Genomic DNA, 23428 nt, shown 5'->3' with positions numbered 1-23428 from the left:
ATCCTTTGCCTGAAGAGGTAAGCGCATTAATTAGTCTTTTTCGCTTACATCGTAGCTCTTTAAGGACCAGATGTTGTGTACATAGTCCTCGATGGAGCGGTCGGAGGAGAACTTGCCCATGGAAGCAGAGTTGATAATGGCGGCACGAGCCCAGCGCTGCTTGTCCTTGTACATCTCTTCGACGCGCTTGTGAGCGGCGTAGTAGGAAGAAAAGTCTGCCAGTACGAGGAATGGATCGCCGTGGTCGAGCAGAGAACGCTTGATGGCGGACAGAGCGCCTGGCTGACCTGGGGTGAAGTAGTCAGTGTCGAGCAGATCAAGGGCGTCCTTGAGGGTCTCATTGGCGTTGTAGATGTCCCATGGGTTGTAGCCACGGTCCTTGAGATCCTGAACTTCCTGTACGGACAGACCGAAGATGAAGTTGTTCTCCTCACCGGCCTCGGCAACGATTTCGATGTTGGCGCCGTCCATGGTACCAAGAGTCAGAGCACCGTTCATGGCGAACTTCATGTTGGAAGTACCGGAAGCCTCATAACCGGCAGTAGAAATCTGCTCGGAAATATCAGCAGCTGGAATGATCTTCTCAGCAAGGCTTACGCGGTAGTTAGGGATGAAGACCACCTTGAGCTGGTTGCGGATACGGTGATCGTTGTTGATACGGTCACCGACCTTGTTGATGGCGTAAATGATGTCCTTGGCCAGGGAGTAGGCAGGAGCAGCCTTTGCGCCAAAGATGAATACCTGAGGAACGATGTTCATATCAGGATTCTTGATGAGCTCACGGTACAGGCTGATGATGTACAGCAGGTTGAGGTGCTGACGCTTGTACTCGTGCAGACGCTTGACCTGAACGTCGAAGATAGCGGATGGATCAACGTCTACGCCGCACAGCTTCTTGATCTCGGCAGCAAGAGCAACCTTGTTCTCGTGCTTGACGTCCATGAAGCGCTTCTGGAAGTCTGGCTTGTCAGCGTATGGACGCATGAGTGCGCAGGAATCCAGGTGTAAAGGCCAGTCCTTGCCGGAAACCTCATCGTACAGCCTGGCAAGGCCAGGGTTACAGGCCAGCAGCCAGCGACGTGGGGTAACACCGTTGGTAACGTTGCAGAAACGATCAGGCCAGATAGCGGCAAACTCAGGGAAGAGCTGCTCACGAACCAGCTTGGAGTGAATCTCAGCTACGCCGTTAACGCGACGGGAGGCGATAACACAGAGGTGAGCCATGCGAACCATGCGGCATGGGCCTTCCTCAATGATGGACAGGCGGGCACGCATGTCGTTGTTGTCAGGCCACTTGGCAGCAACTTCGCCATCCAGGAAGCGGGCATTGATCTCGTAGATAATCTCGAGGTGACGTGGTAACAGACGCTCAAAGAGGTATACAGGCCACTTCTCAAGAGCCTCAGGCAGCAGAGTGTGGTTGGTGTAGGCAAATACGTCGGTTACGATCTTCCATGCGCTGTCCCATGCCAGACCTTCCTCGTCAAGCAGCAGACGCATTAACTCAGCAACAGCAATGGCTGGGTGAGTGTCGTTGAGCTGAATGGCGATCTTGGAGGAAAAGGCAGTGTAATCGTGGTGGTGAGCACGATTGTAACGGCGCAGAATGTCCTTCAGGGAGCAGGCGCAGAAGAAGTACTGCTGGGTAAGACGCAGCATCTTGCCGGCTTCGGTGGAATCGTTAGGGTACAGAACCTTGGAGATGGTCTCGGCTGCAGCCTTTTCTTCCTGAGCGTCAACGTAACCGCCGGCATTGAACACGTCCCAGTTGAACTGCTCAGTAGCACGGGATTCCCACAGACGTAATACAGTTACGGAAGAACCACGGAAACCTACTACAGGGATATCCCAAGGTACACCCTTGATGATGTGAGCTGGGTGCCATACCTTGTGGATGGTGCCATCAGGAGCTACCTGATCTTCAACGTAACCACCTACAGGAATGTCCTGAGAGGACTCTGGACGGCATAGTTCCCATGGACAGCCGTACTCACGCCATGAATCTGGACGCTCTACCTGACGGCCGCCACGGATTTCCTGACGGAACAGACCGTTTTCATAGTGCAGGCCATAACCGACGGAAGGATACTTGAGGGTGGCCAGAGAGTCGATGTAGCAGGCAGCCAGACGGCCCAGACCGCCGTTACCCAGAGCCATGTCAGGTTCTTCATCGCACAGCTCGTTGATGTCCTTGCCCAGCTCCTTGAGGGCTGACTTACATACGTCATAAACCTCGAGGTTGCACAGGTTGTTGACAGTTAAACGGCCCATTAAGAACTCGGCAGACAGATAGTTAACTGCACGGGTGTCGTTAGAGGCATGGGTGGACTGGGTCTGAGTTAAACGCTCAAATACCAGCTCGTTTACGCTGTACACCACAGCCTGCCACCATGCCAGTGGAGAGGCCTTCTGCTCGGAAGTACCAATGGTTCTTCTTAAGTGGTTTACGATTGATTCCTTGAACTGTTCAACAGAAGGCTTGAATAAATCAGCCTCGGCAGTTGCAGGAGCAGCAGATGCTGCTGGAGCTGGTTTCTTGTTAGTCTTGGTGGCCATTTAATCCTCCAGAAGATTATTTAGAGCCTGTGAATTTCTTATTGCTGAGCACTAAGCCCCCATTCAGGCCATCTGCACTGGCAGTGTTGCCCGACTCACCCACCTCATCCCCACAGCCACGCTGCAGCAGAGCTGCTGCGTGACCGTGGCTGCGCTGCCTGCGGCACTCGCGCCACATGCAGTCGCGCCGCAGTCTGGCCTCGGACCGATGGTCCTGAACAGACGGACATAGAGGTGCTTTATACAGATGTACGGGTATGACGGCTGTCATTACGGCAGATAACAGATCTGCAAACAGGTTTGCAGCCTTATATCAGGCCATTGCCTGAAACTGCCATATGATGGGGATTACATGAGCTGAAACTGGTGCCATGCCGGGGCCTCACAGCTGACATGGTCCTTATCAGACCATCAGAGGTGACGGCATCACCGGCTGCAGAACATAAGGAGGGAAAATATGAGGGATTTACCCCAGATGTCTGTCCTGTGACAGCGGCCTTGCAAAACAAAACAGAGTTGCAAAAAATTCGGCCTGTCTGTCCTTCCTTATGAAATTGATATTGGGTCAGAGGATCTGCCGGTACGCCCCGGCACCACAGCAAAAGCCATGGCTGCCGCAGGCGCTACGCCCCGGCGCCACAGCAATAGCCATGACCTCCGCAGGCGCTCCGGCCGGGCATTACCTGCTCAGGCAATGCCCTGTCCTGACAGGAAGCTCAACAAAGCCGGCTTCCTTTGGCTGCTCATTAATCCGGGCACCACTGAGGGGAAAGGATGCGCATGCTGATTAAGACGCGCTCACGTCAGCAACAACGCCCCCTGCACAGAAAAATCCTGCAGGTGCCATGTCCAGTATTTTCCCCTCAGTCCGTAAAGGACAGGTTAAGTGGCGCCCCCGGGTGCTGAAGTTTTCAGCAAGGGGTAAATGCCCCTGCCCGGCACGCTCCAGATCAGGTGCTGGAACATACCGGATTTTTGCATCATGCAGAAAATTTATGTACGACAAAGCCGCCGTACACCAGCCTCATTTAAAAGGCCCGGAGACGGCAGCTTTCAGCATAATTCTGCATACTGCGGCGATGGCATCGTGCATAGTATCGGACAGCCCAGGGCTGCCTGACCGGTGCTCTGCCATCAGTACAAAATGACCTGCTCCATGGAGCTTACAGCTCCATTGAGAAACAGCGTTATAAACCAAAGATATATTTTTGAGACATGTATAGAAACAATACCTGTCGTATTAATATAGCTTTATCTAAGCCATTTTGATGACTTCGCGATTGTACCATAACCGAAAATCAAAAGAAGAGATCCTGCCCTGAGCAATAGCAAATTAATCGTTGTTTTGGTGCAAAATCGCATCATGGATCACATCATGGCCACCATGATTATGACATCAGAACTCCTGTATCCCAACATAAGCAAAAAAGTTAGCCACAACTAACAATCCACGCGCTCCATCTCCATCCAACTGACCTCCAACCTCCCTCTGTCAGTTAAACCATGCCCCCACACGACCTGGCTGCAGCGCCCCTGGTCACTGCAGGAAACGGGCTGCGGACATAGCATCTGACCAGGCAGCGACCATGGGCCGCCTGGCCGTCCGCTGCAGCTCAATGTACCTGGCAGTCACACTCCCCAAAAAAAACAGAGGGCCTTCCGGCTACGGCCAGAAGACCCTCGTTTAACAGTAACAGTAAAGACAGTAAGTGTCAGAACTTGAGCTCGTCCGGGATTGGCAGCTCCTTGTCCAGATCCTTTGGAGGAACAGGTGCCTTACCCTCACGGTAGGCCTTGGTACCAAGTACCCATGCCAGAACCTGAGCCACAGCCTGGAACAGACCACGGGGAATTTCACGGTCAAGATCGGTGGTGTAGTACAGCGAACGGGCCAGAGGCGGCAGCTGCAGCACCGGAATCTTGTATTCGCGGGCAATTTCCTTAATCTTTTCGGCCACTTCATCCACGCCCTTGGCCACAACCAGCGGAGCCAGTTCACCATCAGGGTCATAGGACAGAGCCACGGCATAGTGGGTAGGGTTGGTAACTACCACGTCAGCGGCAGGAACCTTGGACATCATACGGCGGGCAGCCATTTCGTACTGCATACGCCTCATACGGCTCTTGAGCTGAGGATTACCTTCAGTCTCCTTCATTTCATCCTTGAGTTCCTGCTTGGTCATACGCAGCTGTTGACGGTACTGCCAGATCTGGAAAGGAACGTCGATAAGAATGATTGGTACCATGGCACATACGATGATGAGCATGAACCAGAAGAGAATTGAGAAGGCGTCACTTACCGCCGCAAAAACGTCAATGTATGACAGTCGCAGAATTTCGTTGATTCGCCCTGAGATCAGCACGTAGCAAATCGATCCGATACACGCGACTTTGGCAATACTCTTGAGCAGCTCCATCACGGAGTTCATGCTGAAGATGCGCTTGAAACCGTTGATAGGATTGAGCTTGTCAGGCTTTGGCATGATAGCTTCAGTTGAGAAGTTCATACCGCCAATCATGGTATTGCCGATAAAGGCTGCTACCAGCATGGTTCCGCAGATTGCCAGGATGGGTATGGCAATGACGAAAATGTTCTGATAGAAAATACGGCCCATTTCATAAAGATCAAAAGCCTGATCTTTGGTAAGGGTGAAGGAGTGCTTCATGAGCTGGACCATGCCCTCACCCAGGAAGGGCGACATGACCCAGATTGAAGCTACACCGGAGAGCAGCACGAAGAACGTACCGGCTTCACGCGAACGCGGCAGCTGACCTTTCTTTCTCGCGTCCTGTATTCGTTTGCCAGTCGGCTCTTCGGTCTTCTCCTGTCCATCGGACGACTCGGCCATTTCATCTCCTCTGTCATTGCCCCCGGAGGGCATGGCCCCTGTCCCTGCTTTAAAAACAGACAAGGCAGCATCTGAAAAACAAAGATGCCGCCCCGGCCTGCATTTAACCTGACAGCAGTTACAGGTCCACACCAGTCCGGGAGCCAGGAAGGCCAGGAATAAATTCCTGACCCTGGCACTAAGGGTTGATCATCAAAGGCCCTGCTCACAAAGACAGGCCTTCACCACTGTGCCCGCATTAAGGCCAGGCTTAAATCAGGAGCCTGACCGTCATGCAGACGAAAAAGAAATCATGGCCACCGGCCGCCCTGCCGCCCCGGACCACGCAAAGCATGGTACGGGCAGCAGCACGGCTGCAGCCTTATGAGCACTCACAGGTCACCATGACTCAAAGCAGGCTGGCGTAAAAGCCAGCTCGCATCCATACCGACCTGTACAAAAGCTCTTGCAATTATGGAGCACATTTTAATGCCCCACGGGGCTATTTTAACGGCAAAAAAGCGGAAATTGCTCATTGTGTGCGCCATGCATACAAAAACAGTGAGGGCAGTCTGCCTGTAAGACAGACTGCCCCCACTTCATTTTATCCCCGCCTAGCCTGGCAATTCCCGGCCTGCTCATGCCTGGTCATGGCCATGCCAAATCTGGCCCTGCAGGCCATGCGATGGCGGCCTTGCTGGCCCGGTCGGGCAAAGCAGGCCAGGCTGGACAAGCTGTGGCACGCATGGCGTGACATGAGCGCAATGACAATCCCGGCCTGCCCAGGGACAGCTGCTGCGCGGACTTTCCGGGACTTATCAGTCCATGAGCTCGGCCTTATCGCCGTTCTCCTCAAGCCAGACACGACGGTCAGCTGCACGCTTTTTGGACAGCAGCATGTCAAAGAGAGCAAAGGTATTGTCCTGAACTTCATCGTCGAGAGTAAGCTGCATCAGACGGCGTGACTGAGGAGCCAGAGTGGTTTCACGCAGCTGCTCAGGATTCATCTCACCAAGACCCTTAAAGCGCTGAATCTTGATGTTCTCAGGCTTGGCACCGCGCATGATAAGCTGCTTTTTCTTGACCTCAAGTTCAGCATCATCAAGGGCATATTCCTTGTCCTTGCCACTGTCGATACGGTACAGAGGAGGACAGGCTACATATACGTGACCTTCCTTGACCAGACGTGTGAAGTGACGGGCAAAAAGGGCACACAGCAGAGTACCGATGTGCAGACCGTCAGAGTCTGCGTCAGCAAGAATACAGATCTTGTCATAGCGCAGTCCCTTGAGATCAGAGCTGTCCGGGTCAAGGCCAATGGCCACGGAAATAGCACGGATTTCCTCAGAGGCAAGGGCAGTATTGGCTGACACCTCCCAGGTGTTAAGAATCTTACCGCGCAGCGGCAAAATAGCCTGACAGGAGGCATCACGGGCCTGACGGGCCGATCCGCCTGCAGAGTCACCCTCTACAATAAAGAGCTCGGAGCGGGATGGATCAGTTGAGGTACAGTCCACCAGCTTGCCCGGTAACTGAGGGCCGCGCACAGCCTTCTTACGCTCAATAACGCGGGCAGAGGAGTCACGCTCCCTGGCAGCTGCGATAATAAGGTTGGCAATAGCACGGGCATCTTCAACGTTGGCATTCAGATACAGGGAGAAACGGTCCTTAACCGCACTTTCCACCAGCGGAGCACACTCACGTGAGGAGAGCTTTTCCTTGGTCTGACCTGCAAACTGAGGATCCCTTATCTTTACAGAAAGTACAAAAGAGCAGCCCGCCCAGATGTCATCAGGGACGAGTTTGAGATTACGTGGCAGCAGATTGTGCAGGTCACAGAACTCACGCATGGCGGCCAGCAGGCCGATACGGAAGCCGTTAACGTGTGTGCCGCCCTCAGCTGTAGGAATGAGGTTTACAAAGGACTCGCGTACGCGCTCGACACCCTCGGTCTCCCAGGCAACAGCAAAGGCAATTTCAAAGTCATCGCCCTTGATGCTCTCGGAATAACCGGTGGCTGGCAGAATTTCACGGCCGGAGCACTGGTTTAACAGATAGGCACCTACTGATCCCTCATGAACCCAGGTAAATTCCTCACCTGTTTTGACATTAAGGAAGTGAACAGTAAGACCAGGACAGAGCACGGCCTTGGCCTTGAGCAGATGCATCAGGGCCTTGAAGTTGAAATTACCGCTGTCAAAGTAGGAGGCATCAGGCCAGAAGCGAATTGAAGTGCCGGTGCTGCTTTTCTTGCAGGTACCTGCTTCCTTGAGGTCTTCGGCCTTGTTGCCATTTTCATAGGCAATGGAATAGATGATGCCATTGCGCTGAATACGGGCCTCAAGACGGGTAGACAGGGCATTAACCACGCTGACACCCACACCGTGCAGACCGCCGGAGAATCCGTAACTGTCCTTGCTGAACTTGCCACCGGCATGCAGACGGCCAAAGATAAGCTCTACAGCCGGTACCTTTTCGGTAGGATGCATGTCTACAGGCATGCCACGGCCGTTATCAATAACCTCAAGGGAATTGTCCTCGTGCAGCACTACATCAATATAGTTGGCATAGCCTGCAAGGGCTTCGTCCACCGAGTTGTCGATAACCTCCATGGCCAGATGGTTAGGGCTGGTGGTATCGGTATACATGCCCGGACGGCGACGTACCGGCTCAAGGCCCTCAAGAACCTCAATGGATGAACCATCGTATACAGGAGGAGTATTTGCTTTATCAGCTTTAGCCATAAAACCTGTCTTTCCCTTAAGTGAGATCAGAACCAATGCCCGCGCCCGTCCCTCACGCTACTGCCGCCAGCGTACCGCAGTGCGGCAGTTCTGCGCACTGTGCGCTTAAACATCGCTCACGGATACGATGCCAGCTGTGGGTTGGGCCCCTCAGGCGCATGCAAGATTAGCACACTATTTTCTGCAAGCTAAGCCCGCTCCTCAAAAATGCAGCCTCTTTGCAACCCTGCCCAGGGTATCAGCCCCACTGCAGCCATCACCACTCCACCATGCCAAAGCGTACGGCCATGCCGAAGCATACGGCCCCCTGCTCACAGCCAGGCAAATGCAGGCATGCAGCGTACCGGACGGGAAAGGCTGGGCCGCTCTCACTGCATGACAGGAAAATAATGCAGCTGCCCTGCACAGGGCTCAGCCTCTAAAGCACCAGGGCTTATAAATACGGGCCTGCAGACCTGTGCAAAGTTGAGGTTAAAATTTTTTTAAAAAGTTGTTGACAGGCCAAAAAGTGAATGTATAATGAGCTTCGTTTTCTGACGACGTGGGGTTATAGCTCAGTTGGGAGAGCGCTTGCATGGCATGCAAGAGGTCAACGGTTCGATCCCGTTTAGCTCCACCAGAAAGAAAACAATAACCAGATTGGGGGTATAGCTCAGTTGGGAGAGCATCTGCTTTGCAAGCAGAGGGTCTACGGTTCGATCCCGTATACCTCCACCATTAAGTGGGGTTATAGCTCAGTTGGGAGAGCGCTTGCATGGCATGCAAGAGGTCAACGGTTCGATCCCGTTTAGCTCCACCATTACTTAATGCGATCTGGTAAGCCCTAGGGGGTATAGCTCAGTTGGGAGAGCATCTGCTTTGCAAGCAGAGGGTCTACGGTTCGATCCCGTATACCTCCACCATCTACTATCATGTGGGGTTATAGCTCAGTTGGGAGAGCGCTTGCATGGCATGCAAGAGGTCAACGGTTCGATCCCGTTTAGCTCCACCATACATGATACAAAGACAGACCTTAACTGGTCTTTTTTTATGCCTGCATGTTGTATCTATCATGCCTCAGTCCAGGCCGATTCACAGGCCAATTCTACCCACATCAAAACTCCAAAACAGCCCCACTTTCATCAGCTACCCTGCCAGCTGATCTGAAGCCTTCCCCGACATCAGGCCACTCTCTTCAACGCCAATTACCTTTCATCTAAATCCACATACCAGACCAGGCCCAGCCTGGAGCTCGCATCAGCTCTGCCACCAGCTCTGCCACCAGTTCTGCCACCAGTTCTGTGCTGTCCCTGCCCCTGTCCATAATCACATCTCCCTCCAGATAAGCGCTGGCCTGTTCTGCAGCAAATGCTGCAGCCACTGCTGCCGACCATGATGCATGACATGCTGCTGGGCTGTTGCCCTGTGAACAGAGGCTGACCAGTGCCTTGCTGACCATACAGCAGCTGCTGCGCTGCAGCTGCTGTGCTGTAGCTGCCCTGCTGCGAGACTGTCACGCTCTGGTCCTGGCAGCATGCCTTGCGATGAGCGGGCTTGTCATTGTTCTATTTGCTTGTGATTATGCTGTGCACTGTGCCCGGAGAGGTTTAGACAAACAGGCGATTAACCCCAATATGTAAGTTAAATGCGATATACAGGCTGTTTTGTGAATACTTTTTTCGAAACTTTCACACATTTTTCTTTAACATACATACATGAATGTACGTAAAATAGTTTACAATTGAGGGTCACGAAAACTGTAATTCTCCCTGGCGTTATGGCTCTTTTCTTTCAGCTGGCCATACCTGCAGGTGACGTTCACATCTGGTGCAGGTCACTTAATTTGTGCTGATCTAAGGAAAATATAACCTTATGACTGCATAATGGAGCAATCAGTTTTTACTCTGTCAGCGCAGGTGGCTGTGCCAGGGCATAAGCATGCCCATGCATGAGCATTCACAGGTATGAGCATGCAAAGGCATCAGGCAGCACAGACTGACAGGAAAGTATCAGGGAAGAGCTGACATCACTGCACAACAGTCTTACAGGACGAAGTAAGGGATTATGCGCCCCGGGTTAAAGGCGCAGTATTAATGGCGCAGATATCAAAGCGCAGCTTCGTTAACAGGTGCACCACGGCACCGGCCTGAGCGCTCCTGGGATAAGGATGCGCAGGCAGTTTTTTCTGACTGGGCCCCCTGCCCCTGCAGTTTGTTCAATACAGCCCCCGCTACGGGTTTTCCCTGCCAAAGTTTCTTTTTCCACGCCTGTAATGGCCGGCAATACAGTGCTCACATGTGACTGTTTATGCCCTGAGCCCGTCAGGCTGCCCCCTGAGATTGAGGTTGCAAATGCGTTTTAAAGTTGGAATGCTGGCAATGGCCGTTGCCGGTCTGCTGGGTACCGGTATTACTTCAGTACAGGCCGAAGACCTGCTCGAGATTTATAACGAGGCTTATCAGAGAGATCCTGTCGTTCTGCAGGCCAAAGCCAATCGTGACCGTGCAGTATCTGCCATTGACGAAGCTACTGCAGCTCTGCTTCCTCAGATCAATGTAACTGGCAGCATTACCGGTTCCCGTATTGATCCTGTAGGTAACGGCAGCTCCTATAACAGCCGCACCACCAAGGGCAGCGTTGATCTGTCTCAGGCTCTGTGGCGTCACAGCTCATGGGTTAACCGTGACATCGCTACCAAGACTGCCGCTCAGCAGGAGCTGATGTACAACGATGCCATGCAGCAGCTGATTCTGCGCGTCTCTCAGGCTTACTTCTCCGTGCTTAATGCCGTTGACTCCGTAACCTTTGCCAAAGCCAATCAGACTGCCCTCAAGCGTCAGCTTGATGAGGCCACCCGTCGTTTCCAGGTAGGTCTGATCGCTGAGACTGACCAGCTCGAAGCCCAGGCGGCCTACGACCTTGCCTCTGCCCAGGTAATTCAGGCTGAGAACATCCTTATCAACTCCTATGAGGAAATCCGCAAGCTCATCGGCCGTCAGGTCACTTCCCTCAATGCCCTTGATGCCGCCCGCTTCACTCCTTTTAGTGTTGACCGCACCATCTCTCAGATTGTGGCTAATGCCGAAGAGAACAATCTGAGCCTGCAGGCCAGCATCATCAGCCGTGACATTGCCAAGGATCAGATTGTTCTGGCCCAGACCGGTCACGAGCCTACCATTAACCTCACAGGTTCCTACGGCGTATCTAACAGCAGCTATTCTGCAGATACCATGAGCGCCCAGGAAGGCACCAGCACTCAGGCTGCAGTAGGTGTTAACCTGAGCATGCCTATTTTCTCAGGCGGTGCTGTAAGCTCCCAGGTAACCCAGGCAGAGCACAACTATGTAGCCGCTTCCGAGGCTCTGGAACTGGCTCACCGTACCATGGTGTCAAACGCCAATAACAATTACAACAACGTTCAGGCCGCCATTTCCTCAGTAAACGCCTACTCCCAGACTGAAAAGTCTGCCCAGAGTGCTCTTGAGGCCACCCAGGCAGGTTACGAGGTAGGTACCCGTACCATTTCTGACGTGCTCAATGCCACCCAGCAGCTCTACTCTGCCAAGCAGAGCCTCTCAGCTGCCCGCTTCAACTACGTCATGTCCCGTCTGCAGCTGCTCTATGTCGAAGGCAAGCTGACCGTTTCTGACATTGAAGCAATAAACCGTGGTCTGCAGCGCAAGGCTACCTCCATGCCATCAGTAAGCCACTCCACCAACAATTAATTTCTTCCAGGGTCCCTGAGCATCTGCCCATGGACCACCAGTGGTCTCCTGGCGCTCTGGCCAGTGGCCAGTCCCCGGACAGCAAAAAGGCCTGACCCTCAATGAGGATCAGGCCTTTTTCATTGGGCGGACTGCGCAGTCCGCGCTGGCATCACGGGCCGCACGCGTCGGCCTGCGAGCCTGCGCTCCAGCTGCCCAGCATGGCCAGCTGGCCATCCAGGCATCCGGGCGGCTGGCAGCGAGGCTTACTGGGCCTTAATCTTGTTGACTATGCCTGTTGTGGAGCAGTTATCAACGAAGTTGAGGATCTTCACTGAGCCGCCATTGGCCATCACTTCCTTGTGACCTGCAATCTGCTCGACCTTGTAGTCACCGCCCTTGACCAGGATGTCAGGGAGCACGCGGGCAATCAGGCGCTGCGGGGTCTGTTCACTGAAAGGAACAACCATGTCCACACAGCTCAGGGCAGCCAGCACGTCCATACGGTTTTCAAGGGGCACAATTGGACGGGTCGGGCCCTTGAGAGCCTGAACGGACTCATCGGAATTTACGGCAACAATAAGGACATCACCAAGAGCACGTGCCTTCTGCAGATAGTCCACATGGCCTTTGTGCAGAATGTCAAAGCAGCCATTGGTCATGACCACTCGCTTTCCTTTCTGTTTTAAGAAAGCAACTTCCTCAACAAGCTCATCTTCAGTAAGAACGCCGCAGTGCTTGCAGGCATCCTCACCGGCACCGTAGACATCCTCATGCAGCTCGCGTGGGGTTACGGTGGAGGTACCCAGCTTGCCAACTACAATTCCGGCGGCACGGTTAGCCACAGCACAGGCCTCTGGCAGGTCGCAGCCGCTGGCAAGGCAGGCAGCCAGGGTAGCAATTACGGTATCACCGGCACCGGTCACGTCATAAACTTCACGGGCACAGGTTGGGATATGCAGCGGAGCCTTGCCCGGAACAATCAGGGACATGCCGTCCTCTGAGCGTGTTACCAGCAGGGCATCGAGCTGATGCTCCTTGATGAGGTTGAGGGCCTTATGCTCGAGGTCTTCATTGTCAGTAACCTTGCCGACTACAGCCTCAAACTCGGACATGTTAGGGGTAAGCAGAGTAGCGCCACGGTAACGGGAAAAATCAGTGCCCTTTGGATCTACCAGCACAATGATGTTCTTGCGGCGGCAGTCCTGAATCATGGTTTGTACTGAGGACAGGGCACCCTTGCCATAGTCTGAGCAGATAACCACGCGGGTATCGCGCATGCATTTGCGTAAAGTGGCCATGATGCTGCCCTGATCGACCTTTTCATAGCCCTTTTCAAAATCAACGCGCAGCAGCTGCTGATGGCGGCTGAGAATACGCAGTTTGGTAATGGTTGGCAGATCTTCGCTTTCAATAAAGCGCACATCAATATTCTTTTCGGCCAGCAGCTGCTTTAAGGACTCGCCGGACTCATCCTTGCCGATAATGCCCACGATGTCGCAGCTGATACCAAAGGCTGAGAGGTTTAAGGCTACGTTGGCGGCGCCACCGGCACGGTTCTCATAACGGTCGACATTGACCACAGGAACCGGAGCTTCCGGGGAAATACGACTTGAAGAGCCATACCAGTAACGATCCAGCATGACATCGCCAACAACGGTTACACGACCATTGAACTCGGGGATCTTGATAAAATCCATCCGCCTTTACCTCAACTTGTCCATAATGGCACCAGCGGTGCCTAAGCAACGCAGCATCACATGACCATAAAACCGGCCTCGCAAGGACCTGTCAGATGTGCTGAATTTATCTTAGCAATAATAGCAAAAATATTAATGCTCCAAACCGCCGCCGCCGCGCCGGACACAGTTTTTCCCCACCGCCGCGTCCACGTCCGCTCAGAGGTCCGACCAGCACGTACAGCTAAAAGACCGGACCTGCCCGCACAGCTCTGCGGGGGACCAGTCCATGCAACCCAGTCCAGCCCATCCTGTGCCTCCAGCCCGGCTACCACAGCTGCAGTGCAGCCGACGCCGGGAACAAGTGCACAGTGTCGGGGCGCCAGGGCGGGATTTTTCGGGCTCTTTGATTTAGAATGAGCGGATAAGCTTTGCAGGCACACAAGCGTGCTGTGTGCTCAGACTTTACCGGACCCGGCCATTGCATGGCCAGGCAGCACTGTCTGTTGAGCATGCTGCGGTCCATGACTTTACAGAAATCCTGTTCTCAGTACCTGCCCCGGCAGTTGCGCTGCGCAGCTGCAGCAGCGCCAGTCGCTGCCTCTGGCTCCGCCTGCGCCAGCTGCCTGCCCGGCAGTGGCATGCTTTATCCGGTCTGTCAGCCTTTTCCAGGAGAGTGCCCTTGCCTTTATATTCCAGCTCGATTAAGGACATAGCCCTGTGGCCTCTGCCCCATGTTGCCCTTGTTGCGGCCATGGGTATGATCTTTGGCTTCGATCTTGGCTCTGTATTTATCAACCATGAAATAGTCTCCGACTTTTTCCTGATTGCCGACAGCAAGGCTGATATCATCTCCGGAACCTATATCCTGGGCTTTATCTTTGGTGTATTCATTGCCGGATACGTCAACTATGGCTCAGGACGCAAGCTCTCCATTATCTCTGCCATCACCGTAGGCTCACTTGCTATCTTTGCCTCACTGGTAGCTCCCAATTTCTCCATTTTGCTGTGCTCAGAGCTGGTCATAGGATTCTCCCTGGGCCTCTATCTGGTCTCAGCCTCGCTTTACAACTGCGAAATCATGCTCCCGGTCAATCGCGGCATGGGACTGATGATGACACCTGTAGGCGTCATGGCAGGCGGCTTTTTCTCTTTCATTGCCTCAGCTGAGGTCACTGATCACCCTTTCCTGGTATTCATCGGCCTGTTCATCACCAATATCATTCTGGTGTCCATAGCCATAGTAAAGCTCAGTGAATCGCCACGCTATCTTGCTCTGACCGGCTCTACCGATGCCGCTCTGTCTGTGCTTTTCAAGCTGCGTCATGACATGGGTGCCGCTGCACGTGAGCTTGCCGAAATCAATGAGTGCTGCCGTGGTGAGTCCCGAGGTTTTGAGTTCTTCCTGCAAAATACCGTCTACCGCAGGCTCCTCAGCTACATGTGCATAGCTGCCTTTCTGTTCAATGTAGGAGGCGTCAGTGTCATCCCTTATGTGCTGATCGACAATATGTCGCTGTACCTGATCTGCCTCAATAATGAATCCTGCTACTTTTCAGTTAACAACCAGGTTATCTACACCACTTTCCTCATGGCATTTATAGGCGTATTTCTGCATGCCCTGTCTATTGAACGCAACAAGCGCCGACTGGTGGTGCTCTACAGCTCGGCTATCGCATTAGCCGCCCTTGGTGCCGCCCTGGTAAGCTCATTATTCCCGACGGGCACGATTCAGCAGTTCATTCTGTTTATTTCGATCATGATTTTCGTGCTCTTCAGCCTGGGCAGCTTCATGGTCTTTATTGCAGCCATTGCTCCTGAGCTCATGCCTGTCCGTGGCCGCGAATTTGGTCTTGCCTCCATCTTCATGGCCCATGGCATAGGCCTGCTGGGCAGCATGCAGATGTACTCCCCTGTTATTCATACCTACGGCCTGAGCGGACTTCTGGCTGTGGGATTTATCTCCTCACTGCTGCTGCTTTACATAAATATGCTCTACCTTCCTAACCCGGGGCGTCTGACCCTTGAGAGCATTGAAAACCGCATCATGTCAGCAAGCCGCTTCTCCGATATTAACAAGGCCAATGAAAAAGGCCTGAACTGAGCACGCATCTGCCTGTGGCCTGACGGCCGGCCACGGCAGCTGTGCTGCCCAGACATCGTCCCTTCGCCCTGCCATATATCCAGTGCCCGCTCCATGGCCACTGTCATACATCCAGCTACAGTTCACAGGCCCCTGCCATACATCCAGTGCCATCTCCATGGCACCTGCCATACATCAATCTAATGTTCACAGGCCCCTGCCATACATCCAGTGCCATCCCCATGGCACCTGCCATACATCCAGCTCAGGTTCCCTGGCCTATGCCAGCGTAGCAGACCATTGCCCCAGACCATTCCTCCTGAAGCCCCTTCATCCTTACAGCAACTTTTATCAAATTTTGCTTCTGCTTATGAAATTACCGTCATAAATGACGGCTATGCCTGTATTTACAGCACCTGACTCACGGCAATTTTTGCAAAGTAAATTTAAGAGAGCGCACATTTCTGGATCTTCATGCGCAATTTATGTTTTTTCAGCCTGTTCCTTAATTGATTAAAATTGCAGTCAGATCGCAAGATTGCGCAAACGGCTAAACTATGGGATTGAGGGTGAAATCACCTGATATTTTATACTCTCAAAATCCTGGTTTTACGTATCTATTTTTGGGTATGCACTTCATGTCTGGGGCATATTTATCTGATTTATCTGTTATCACCTGACAAAGTGGCGTAAACTGAAAATGTACTGAAAGTAAGCCTGAGCTAACAATTTTTTTTATCTTTCGTGCTCAGGCTTTCTCTTTTATATATTCTATGCGCGCTGCAGCGCTTACTGCGGATTTCAGTACAATGTTCAGTACAGCCATGCGTTCTATGCATACTTATGTGTGGCAGGAATCAATTCAGTACAATTTCTACAGTAATACTCAGCAGGTGAGATCATGTCGATTTACACTTTTGTCAGTAAGAAAGCACGTGGCCTTATTTCAGGCCTTGTTATCGGAGTTGCTTTAATGTTCCCTGCTTTTACCGCCATTGCCGGTGATGAGTTCCTTGATAACGTTAAGGATTTCAAGCTCTCTGAGAGCCCAGTTAACGTCAAGCAGACCATAGCTGCGGCCCTTATCGATAAGAATGCCGCCATAGTAATTGATGTACGTTCTGAAAATGAGTACAAAAATGGCCACATTCCAGGTGCCTTTAACATTCCGCATGGCGATATCACCTCATTCAAGGGTCTGGAAGTACTCAAGGAAAAAGACACTCCAGTGCTGCTTTACTGCCGCTCCGGCCGCCGCTCCGGCATTGCCATGAACAATATGTCGCGCGCCGGTTACAAGCATCTCATGAACATGGGCGGTATCATTACCTGGGAGCACGAGCTCAGCACCGAGCCTCCTGCAAAGTCCTTTGAAGAAGCTGTACGTGCAGTAGTACCTCTCAAGTAATCTTTAAACACCACTTGCCCGTACCACCTGGCCGCCACAGCCTGCTGACGCAGCCTGCAGCGCCCCGGTCCAGTAAAAAGAGGATGCCCCTCAGGCCAAAAGGCCATGGAGCATCCTCTTTTTCAATGGTCCGGCCTGCAAAGCCAAAGCACAAAGTCGCGAAAGCACAAAAGCCCTGATGTCAAAAAGTCTGACACCAGGGCTTTTTGCATAAGGTCGACAGCAAGATATCAGACAACGGCCCTCAGATCTAAGCCTCAGTCAGACTGCCTTTACTTTTTGCCTTTGCGCCTGACGCTGCGGTCGATGCTGCCGAAGCCGATGCTGTCGCGGTCAATTCTGCTGACTATGGCGCCCTCTGCCGATGACTTATTGCTACTTTTTGATGGCCAACGGGCTGTATTAAGGTAACGGAATGATACAGGAGCAGGATCCAGAGGATCGTTTTCGTTTGCTCCCTTCATTGCACCTGCGGCTACAGCTGCCGCAACAGCCTCAATGTTGGCCTTGGCAATGTAACCGTAGATTTTATCTAAGTACTCTTTCATACAGGCCTCCTGCAGACCAAACACGGTAACAGCCTGATTAACATGTCATGCACTGAGCTGCCTGTTTGTTTGCCTGTTTGGCTTACTGTCTGGCTTACTGTTTGGCCGCCTGTTTGTTTGCCTTGCTGGCTTCCTTATCAGCTTTCTTTTCCGATCCTTTTTTGGCTGCGCGCTCAGTCTCGAGCTTCTTACTTGCCTTGAGAGCTGCCTTTTTCCTGTTCTGGCGGTTCTTTTCAGTACGGGCGGCAGCCTGCTCATCGGCTTTGAGCTTGCTCTCGGACATATGGAAATGGAACTTGCCATCAGCTGCACGGTAGACATCATAGCCCATGTATTTTGGGAAACGGGCCAGGAAGCGCTCATAGAGCTTTACCGGACCTGTGCCATCCTTGCTTGAAATACTGCCAATGCTGATTAGCTTGCCCTCGTAAGTAGCTCCGGCCACCCTTGCGCCCTTTTCATTTACATGGGACGGCTGCCAGACAGTAAGCGGAGTCTGTACCAGCCAGACGCTTTTACTCCTGGTCAAAACAGTCTCTGGCAGAGAAACAGCGCCGGTCTCTTCCTCCTCATATGGAGTAACGTCAAAGGTGTTCTTACCGGTACGAACGACCTTATAGCCGATAAACTCAGGATGCTGTTTGAGGAACTCAGGATAGAGAATGACCTCACCAAGGCCGTCAGGCGAGTTGATCTTGCCTATGCTGTTACGTCTGATCGGACGGGATGACCCCGGTACGAAATTGCCGTTTTCATCAGTGTGAGCAGGGGTCCACTTGTTTTTGTAGGTGCACAGATACCAGCCGTAGGTAGAGCGGGCCAGAAGGGTATTAGGCATCCTGGGACGCAGGCTGGGCATATCTCCAAATTTAGGATCAGGCTCACGGGGAATGAACTCAAACTGACTCTTGCCCACGCGCATGACGCGGTAGAGCCTGAGCTCGGGATATTCCTCAAGGAAGTCATCATAAAGAAAGACTTCGCCTATGCCGTCGGGCTCTAATATCTTGCCTATGCTGGTACGCTTGGCCGGCATGGATCGGGCTGGAACGTCGTTGCCGTCCTTATCCTTGTGGGCCTTTACCCATACGTTTTTATAAACGCACAGGAAGCAGCAGCTCTTTCCTTTGGTAAGCAGAGTTCGCGGCATCTTTGGGCCGCCGCCATTCTGAGCAACACCAGTGTTATCGGCACTGACAGTTGCCACAGGTGCAGCTGACTCTGATGATTTTGCTTTTCTGGTGCTCACAGTAAACTCCAATATCCGGCCAGCTGCCCGAAGGCTGCTGACTTAGAAAATACTCCAGCCGGCCAGAGCGGCAGCTGGCCTGTTCAGCTCACACCGCCATGCGGCGGCAGCTCAGGCAAATTAGCTCAATAAGAAGACAGGTCATACTGCCCTGCACGAATGAGCCCATAGCATAGTGGCTCATAATCACCACCCGCCGGGATGGCCGCAAGCCGGGCGGCCGACTGCGTTGCAGGCCAGCAAGCGGGCAGCGCTGCAGGCCGCAGGTCTGGGCCGCAGGCTGGCCGGCAGGATGGCTGGCAGGCATACTGTCAGCCTGTCGTAATGACTGTAGATAAGTATCAGGACAGGAGGCGGTTTGACTTGTCGCCAGGGTGTGGCTGGGCCTCAGGCATAAGGGTTACAGTTGCCACAAGGCCATGAGGCGAACAGTTGGCAAACTCAAGGCGGGCATTAATGCTGTCACAGCTGGCCTTAACAATGGCAAGGCCCAGGCCGGTGCCCTGAATTTCGGAGCGATCACCGCAGACGCGGTAGAAAGGCTCAAGAATATGTTTTAAGTGGTCTTCAGGAATGCCAGGACCATTGTCCTGAACAATCAGCTGAATACGGCCATCATCAAATTTGTGGGCCATCAGGTCAATGCGGCCGCCGTCAGGGGTGTATTTGATGGCATTGGACAGCAGATTGGACATGATACGCATAAGACGCATGCGGTCAGAGACCATCTTGAACTGAACATTGCCCTCGACACCAAGGTCAATGCCCTTGCGGTCAGCCAGCACTTCCTGCTCATCAATCAGTCTGGTGTAGAGATCAAAAATGTCTATGGTCTCCATCATCAGATCAGTGCGGTTCTGCTCTCGGGCCAGAGTCAGCAGCGAGGTCATGAGCTGACGCTCGCGGGAAATGCCGTCCTTAAGGCGCTGGACCTTAAGACGGGCGCCAGGAGAGAGCTCTTCTTTTTCCAGAGACTCAGCCTGTAACGACAGCGCGGTGAGCGGCGTACGCATTTCGTGGGCGGCATCAGCAATAAAGCGCCGCTTGGACTGAATGCCATCATCGACCTTACTGAACAGTCGATTGAGCGCCAGAATAAAGCTGTCGAGCTCTGAGGGCACAAAGCCGGTATGGTTTTCCGGAATAACCGGGCTTAGGTCATCCTCAGAGCGCTTGTATAGTGACTTGGCAATCTTATTGAGAGTGACAAACATCAGCTTGACCGACACCATCAGCAGCGGGATGAACAGCAGATTAATGCCTATAAACTGCCAGATAGAGGTAATCAGGGCCTGACGGGTAATGCTGTCAATTGAGCTCAGTGGTCTGGCTACCAAAAAGCGCTGACCTGTAGTGTTGGTGGACACGAAGGCACGCACACGCTGATCTGCCACCAGCAGAGTATAAAAGCCGTCGGCTACGCCATGAGGAATATAAAGGGCATCACCTGGGCGGCCAAACAGAGGCGCAATGATGATGTCGTACTTAAACTTGTGAATATCAAAAATGGACGGAGTAAGCGGTGGGACATCATCGCCCATCATGCGGCCTCTGCCCTGAGCACGACCAGGTCCGCGTCCCGGTCCCCGAGCAGGGGCACCTGCATCCGGCCCGCCGGCATCTGGGGCTACGGCAGGAGCGCCATCGGTCCTGTCGGCTCCGCCGTTGTCATCGCCAAACTCACTGACACCGTAAGTAAGCACCAGTCGTCCATTGATGCTCTGCACGCGGAAAATGCGGGTGTGATTATTACGTGGCGGCTCCCAGCGACGCGGGATAATCATCTTGTAGTTGATGGCCACCAGAGAAATCTGGGAGAGCTCCTCGTCAACGAATTCCTGAGCCGTTTTGTAAATCTTCATGTAGGACATAATGCCCATACATGCAGTGGTAACCAGGCCTACCAGAGAAAAGAGCACCATGATGCGAAACTGCAGCGAGCGCATGAAGTCGTTGGTACGACGGCGCTTGCGTATCAGTCGCCAGCGGCGACGGCTGTCTCCCTCAGCGGCGCTGCCCCTACCAGCTGCAGCGCCACCTGCCGGAGCAGCAGCTGGCGCAGCGGCAGCTGGTGCTGTGGCAGCTGGTGCAGCGGCCAAAGGAACGGCCGGCGCGGCTGAAGCAGCCTCAGGTGACTCAGAGGCACCGGTGCCGCCAGCATCCTGGGCCTGGCCGCTTTGAGCCTTGCCCTGATCCTGGGTGTACTGCTGGAAGTCGTCATCACTAAGGGCATCGGCAGCTGCGGCCAGGGCTGCAGATCCAGCCGATCCTGAATGACGCTCAGCAGCGGCATCGCTCTGTCGCTGATGCTCAGAGCTTTCGTTGTGATTGAGCTGCACGTGACCTTCCTCCATAGACGGGAAATTTTCAGGCTGCCACCGGTATTGCCCGTGCCAGGTGGAAGTACTGTGTCAGGGGGACTGAAAGCCTGTTACCAGGAGCCCTCAGTCTTGTCACCCTGAGGTGCGGCTGCGGCGGCAGCTGAGTCAACCTTGTTAACTTTCCAGCCTACGCCACGGATATTCTTGATGTACTCAGAGCCAATCTTGCGGCGCAGAGTGTAGATAATGTATTCAACGGCATTGGAATCGATTTCATCGTCCCAGCCGTAAATGCGGTGCTCCAGGGCATCGCGGGACAGAACAGCGCCAGGACGGGCCATCAGAGCTTCAAACAGAGCAAACTCACGGCCGGTAAGCACTACAACACTCTCCTGACCTGGTCCCTTGGTAATACGTACTTCATGGTTGGCAGGATTGAGGCACAGATCGCCATAAGTAATGGATCCGTCAGCAGCAGCACTTTCACGGCGGCGGGTCACGGCACGGATACGGGCCAGCAGCTCTGACATCTCAAAAGGCTTGACCACATAGTCGTCAGCACCCTTATCAAGACCGAGCACCTTGTCACCAGTATCATCGCGGGCGGTGAGGATAATGACAGGCTTTTTGAGCTGGTTTTTGCGCCAGTACTCAAGCACCTGAATACCGTCCACCTTAGGCAGGCCCAGATCAAGCAGACAGCAGTCATACTCGGCGGCAAAAGGAGCCTCCAGCGCATCATGTCCGTTCTTCACCCAGTCTACGGCATAAGCAGCATCTGCCAGGTTATCAGCCACGGACTGACCAATCATCTCATCATCTTCAACCAGTAAAATGCGCATACTTCATTGCTCCTTGTCCCTCGATCTGCACTTTGAGCAGACCTGCATGCATACAGCCACAAAGACCGGTAATGCTCTGTGACCGTCCGGTACGCCAGCAACCAAAACAGCGCTGCGCCCGGCAGATGACAGCACACTGACCTCAGCTGCCGTCAGTTAAATTGTAAAAGCCTATTGCTTAGCTTTTCCTTAGATGGCCCGCGATTGGCCAGAGACCAGAGTCATCACGCAGACGGCCAGCCCACCGGCCGCGCCCTCAGGCACGCTCCTGCACCATCCCGGTTAACACTCCCGACATCCCGGCATAACCGGGCTTAAAAAGGGCAGTGTCCTGCCTGGCACCGCCCTGCCAGACTCAGGCCCTGCAACGCAGGCCTGCCTGGCTGGCAGCCAGGCGCTCAGCCTGACGGTCAACGCGGCTGTCAGCCCTTGATAAAGCCGAGAATCTCAGGGATCAGCTCTTCAAAACCCTCGGTAAGCGCGTGGTCAGCTCCCTCGACAATGCGGATATCGCAGCCATGATAAAACTCAAGGGCACGGCGGTAGTCGAGCACTTCATCAGCAGTGCCCAGAAAGACCTTTACTGATGGGACATTAACCTTAATGGTCTCATCCTGCTCTTTGAGGAAAGTCAGCATGTCAGGGGTAAGCTCGAAGTGGCAGTCAGTATTGGCGTTGTACTGAGGACCAGTAAGCTTTACAAAATAATCCTGAGGGTGGACACATGGATTGAGCAGCACGGCACGGCATGGCCAGCGGGTTCCGACCAGACTGGAGTAAAAGCCGCCCAGGGAGCTGCCTATCACGGCAAAAGGCTGGCCCTCATGCTTCTTTACCCAGGCATCAATGTGCTCAAATATAGCCGCCACGCCCTCACGTGGGGTATCAGGAAAGCTCAGCGATTCAAAGACCAGGTCGTCGCGGCCATGCTCCTTAAGATAGTTGCGTATCATGGTAGCCTTCATGGCATTAGGGCCGGACAAAAAGCCGTGAATATAGAAAATCTGCATCAGTAATACTCTCGTGAACAAAGCCCGCCCGCAACATTGGCACAGAACAGGACTGCACAGCAAGTAACGCACTGCAAAGACAGTGCAGCTCCGCTCGCAGGCCGCTGACAGGCGTAAAACAAGTTTAGACCCATCAGCCCCATGATTAAAGCCCCCTGCAGCCTCGGCCCGCCCATTACAGGGACTATCCGGCCAACCCACCGGCAAACCCTCCGGGCAACGGGCCGCATGGCCAGCGACATGAGCTGACAGAACAGAACACAAGGCAAGCCCCTGAGCCAGTTCAGGCCTGACAGTACTGATGCGCAAGATCTGAAGAACGGTATGAAAGGCGAAAACAGATCAGCCCTGTGCCTGGAAAAGCGCTGAAGAGCAAAGGAACGGGGACGGTGACAGGCAAGTGGGCCGGAGCAGAGGATGGGTACAGGGATGAGTGCCCGGCCAGCAATGGACCTGGCCTGATAAGCTGCGGACTGG

At 53.4% G+C, this 23428-nt stretch carries 12 protein-coding genes and 5 tRNA genes; 8 read left to right on the top strand and 9 right to left on the bottom strand.

Annotated features, from left to right (window positions below):
• Nucleotides 1–30 precede the first annotated feature (30 nt).
• From MXE39_RS03400 to parE, 3 genes are all read right to left on the bottom strand, one after another.
• Entirely contained in the window at nucleotides 31–2556 is a 2526-nt protein-coding gene (locus MXE39_RS03400) for a glycogen/starch/alpha-glucan phosphorylase (RefSeq protein WP_246977261.1), read from the bottom strand.
• Nucleotides 2557–4268: 1712 nt separating this feature from the next.
• Nucleotides 4269–5405: a flagellar biosynthesis protein FlhB gene (gene flhB, locus MXE39_RS03395; RefSeq protein WP_246977260.1), complete on the bottom strand. Its 1137-nt coding sequence runs from the start codon at nucleotides 5403–5405 to the stop codon at nucleotides 4269–4271.
• Between the two features lie 797 nt (nucleotides 5406–6202).
• Nucleotides 6203–8128, bottom strand: coding sequence for a DNA topoisomerase IV subunit B (gene parE / locus MXE39_RS03390; RefSeq protein WP_246977259.1), 1926 nt, complete (start codon nucleotides 8126–8128; stop codon nucleotides 6203–6205).
• 543 nt (nucleotides 8129–8671) lie between these two features.
• On the opposite strand from parE, the gene MXE39_RS03385 reads away from it, so the two are divergent.
• The 6 genes from MXE39_RS03385 to MXE39_RS03360 all read left to right on the top strand — a co-directional run bounded on the left by MXE39_RS03385 (nucleotide 8672) and on the right by MXE39_RS03360 (nucleotide 11832).
• Nucleotides 8672–8747 (top strand) — tRNA-Ala (locus tag MXE39_RS03385).
• Between the two features lie 22 nt (nucleotides 8748–8769).
• Nucleotides 8770–8845: transfer RNA gene (locus tag MXE39_RS03380), tRNA-Ala, on the top strand.
• A 6-nt stretch (nucleotides 8846–8851) separates the two neighbouring features.
• A tRNA-Ala gene (locus MXE39_RS03375) sits at nucleotides 8852–8927 on the top strand.
• 27 nt (nucleotides 8928–8954) lie between these two features.
• Nucleotides 8955–9030: transfer RNA gene (locus MXE39_RS03370), tRNA-Ala, on the top strand.
• A gap of 13 nt (nucleotides 9031–9043) precedes the next feature.
• Nucleotides 9044–9119: transfer RNA gene (locus MXE39_RS03365), tRNA-Ala, on the top strand.
• 1339 nt (nucleotides 9120–10458) lie between these two features.
• Entirely contained in the window at nucleotides 10459–11832 is a 1374-nt protein-coding gene (locus tag MXE39_RS03360; protein ID WP_246977258.1) for a TolC family outer membrane protein, read from the top strand.
• A 245-nt stretch (nucleotides 11833–12077) separates the two neighbouring features.
• Here the strand turns inward: MXE39_RS03360 and hldE are convergent, their stop codons facing one another.
• Nucleotides 12078–13511 (bottom strand): bifunctional D-glycero-beta-D-manno-heptose-7-phosphate kinase/D-glycero-beta-D-manno-heptose 1-phosphate adenylyltransferase HldE, encoded by a 1434-nt coding sequence (hldE, locus tag MXE39_RS03355; protein ID WP_246977257.1) that lies wholly within the window; start codon nucleotides 13509–13511, stop codon nucleotides 12078–12080.
• A gap of 661 nt (nucleotides 13512–14172) precedes the next feature.
• Here hldE and MXE39_RS03350 point away from each other — a divergent pair.
• Both MXE39_RS03350 and MXE39_RS03345 read left to right on the top strand, forming a co-directional pair.
• Nucleotides 14173–15594 (top strand): MFS transporter, encoded by a 1422-nt coding sequence (locus tag MXE39_RS03350; protein ID WP_246977256.1) that lies wholly within the window; start codon nucleotides 14173–14175, stop codon nucleotides 15592–15594.
• 880 nt (nucleotides 15595–16474) lie between these two features.
• Nucleotides 16475–16981 carry a rhodanese-like domain-containing protein gene (locus tag MXE39_RS03345; protein WP_246977255.1) on the top strand — a complete coding sequence of 169 codons (507 nt, stop codon included), beginning with the start codon at nucleotides 16475–16477 and terminating at the stop codon, nucleotides 16979–16981.
• A 272-nt stretch (nucleotides 16982–17253) separates the two neighbouring features.
• Here the strand turns inward: MXE39_RS03345 and MXE39_RS03340 are convergent, their stop codons facing one another.
• The 5 genes from MXE39_RS03340 to MXE39_RS03320 all read right to left on the bottom strand — a co-directional run bounded on the left by MXE39_RS03340 (nucleotide 17254) and on the right by MXE39_RS03320 (nucleotide 22951).
• Nucleotides 17254–17529 carry a hypothetical protein gene (locus MXE39_RS03340; RefSeq protein ID WP_246977254.1) on the bottom strand — a complete coding sequence of 92 codons (276 nt, stop codon included), beginning with the start codon at nucleotides 17527–17529 and terminating at the stop codon, nucleotides 17254–17256.
• Nucleotides 17530–17623: 94 nt separating this feature from the next.
• Nucleotides 17624–18778 (bottom strand): hypothetical protein, encoded by a 1155-nt coding sequence (locus MXE39_RS03335; RefSeq protein WP_246977253.1) that lies wholly within the window; start codon nucleotides 18776–18778, stop codon nucleotides 17624–17626.
• A 341-nt stretch (nucleotides 18779–19119) separates the two neighbouring features.
• Nucleotides 19120–21132, bottom strand: a complete 2013-nt coding sequence (locus MXE39_RS03330; RefSeq protein WP_247073784.1) for a HAMP domain-containing sensor histidine kinase — start codon at nucleotides 21130–21132, stop codon at nucleotides 19120–19122.
• Between the two features lie 77 nt (nucleotides 21133–21209).
• Entirely contained in the window at nucleotides 21210–21941 is a 732-nt protein-coding gene (locus tag MXE39_RS03325) for a response regulator transcription factor (RefSeq protein WP_247073782.1), read from the bottom strand.
• Between the two features lie 422 nt (nucleotides 21942–22363).
• The gene (locus MXE39_RS03320; RefSeq protein ID WP_246977250.1) at nucleotides 22364–22951 is read right to left on the bottom strand and encodes a YqiA/YcfP family alpha/beta fold hydrolase; all 588 of its coding nucleotides are present in this window, start codon (nucleotides 22949–22951) and stop codon (nucleotides 22364–22366) included.
• Nucleotides 22952–23428: the final 477 nt, after the last annotated feature.

This window comes from Anaerobiospirillum sp. NML120511 (assembly GCF_023050955.1).
Taxonomy (GTDB): domain Bacteria; phylum Pseudomonadota; class Gammaproteobacteria; order Enterobacterales; family Succinivibrionaceae; genus Anaerobiospirillum.
This window is presented reverse-complemented; position numbering and strand designations above follow the sequence as displayed.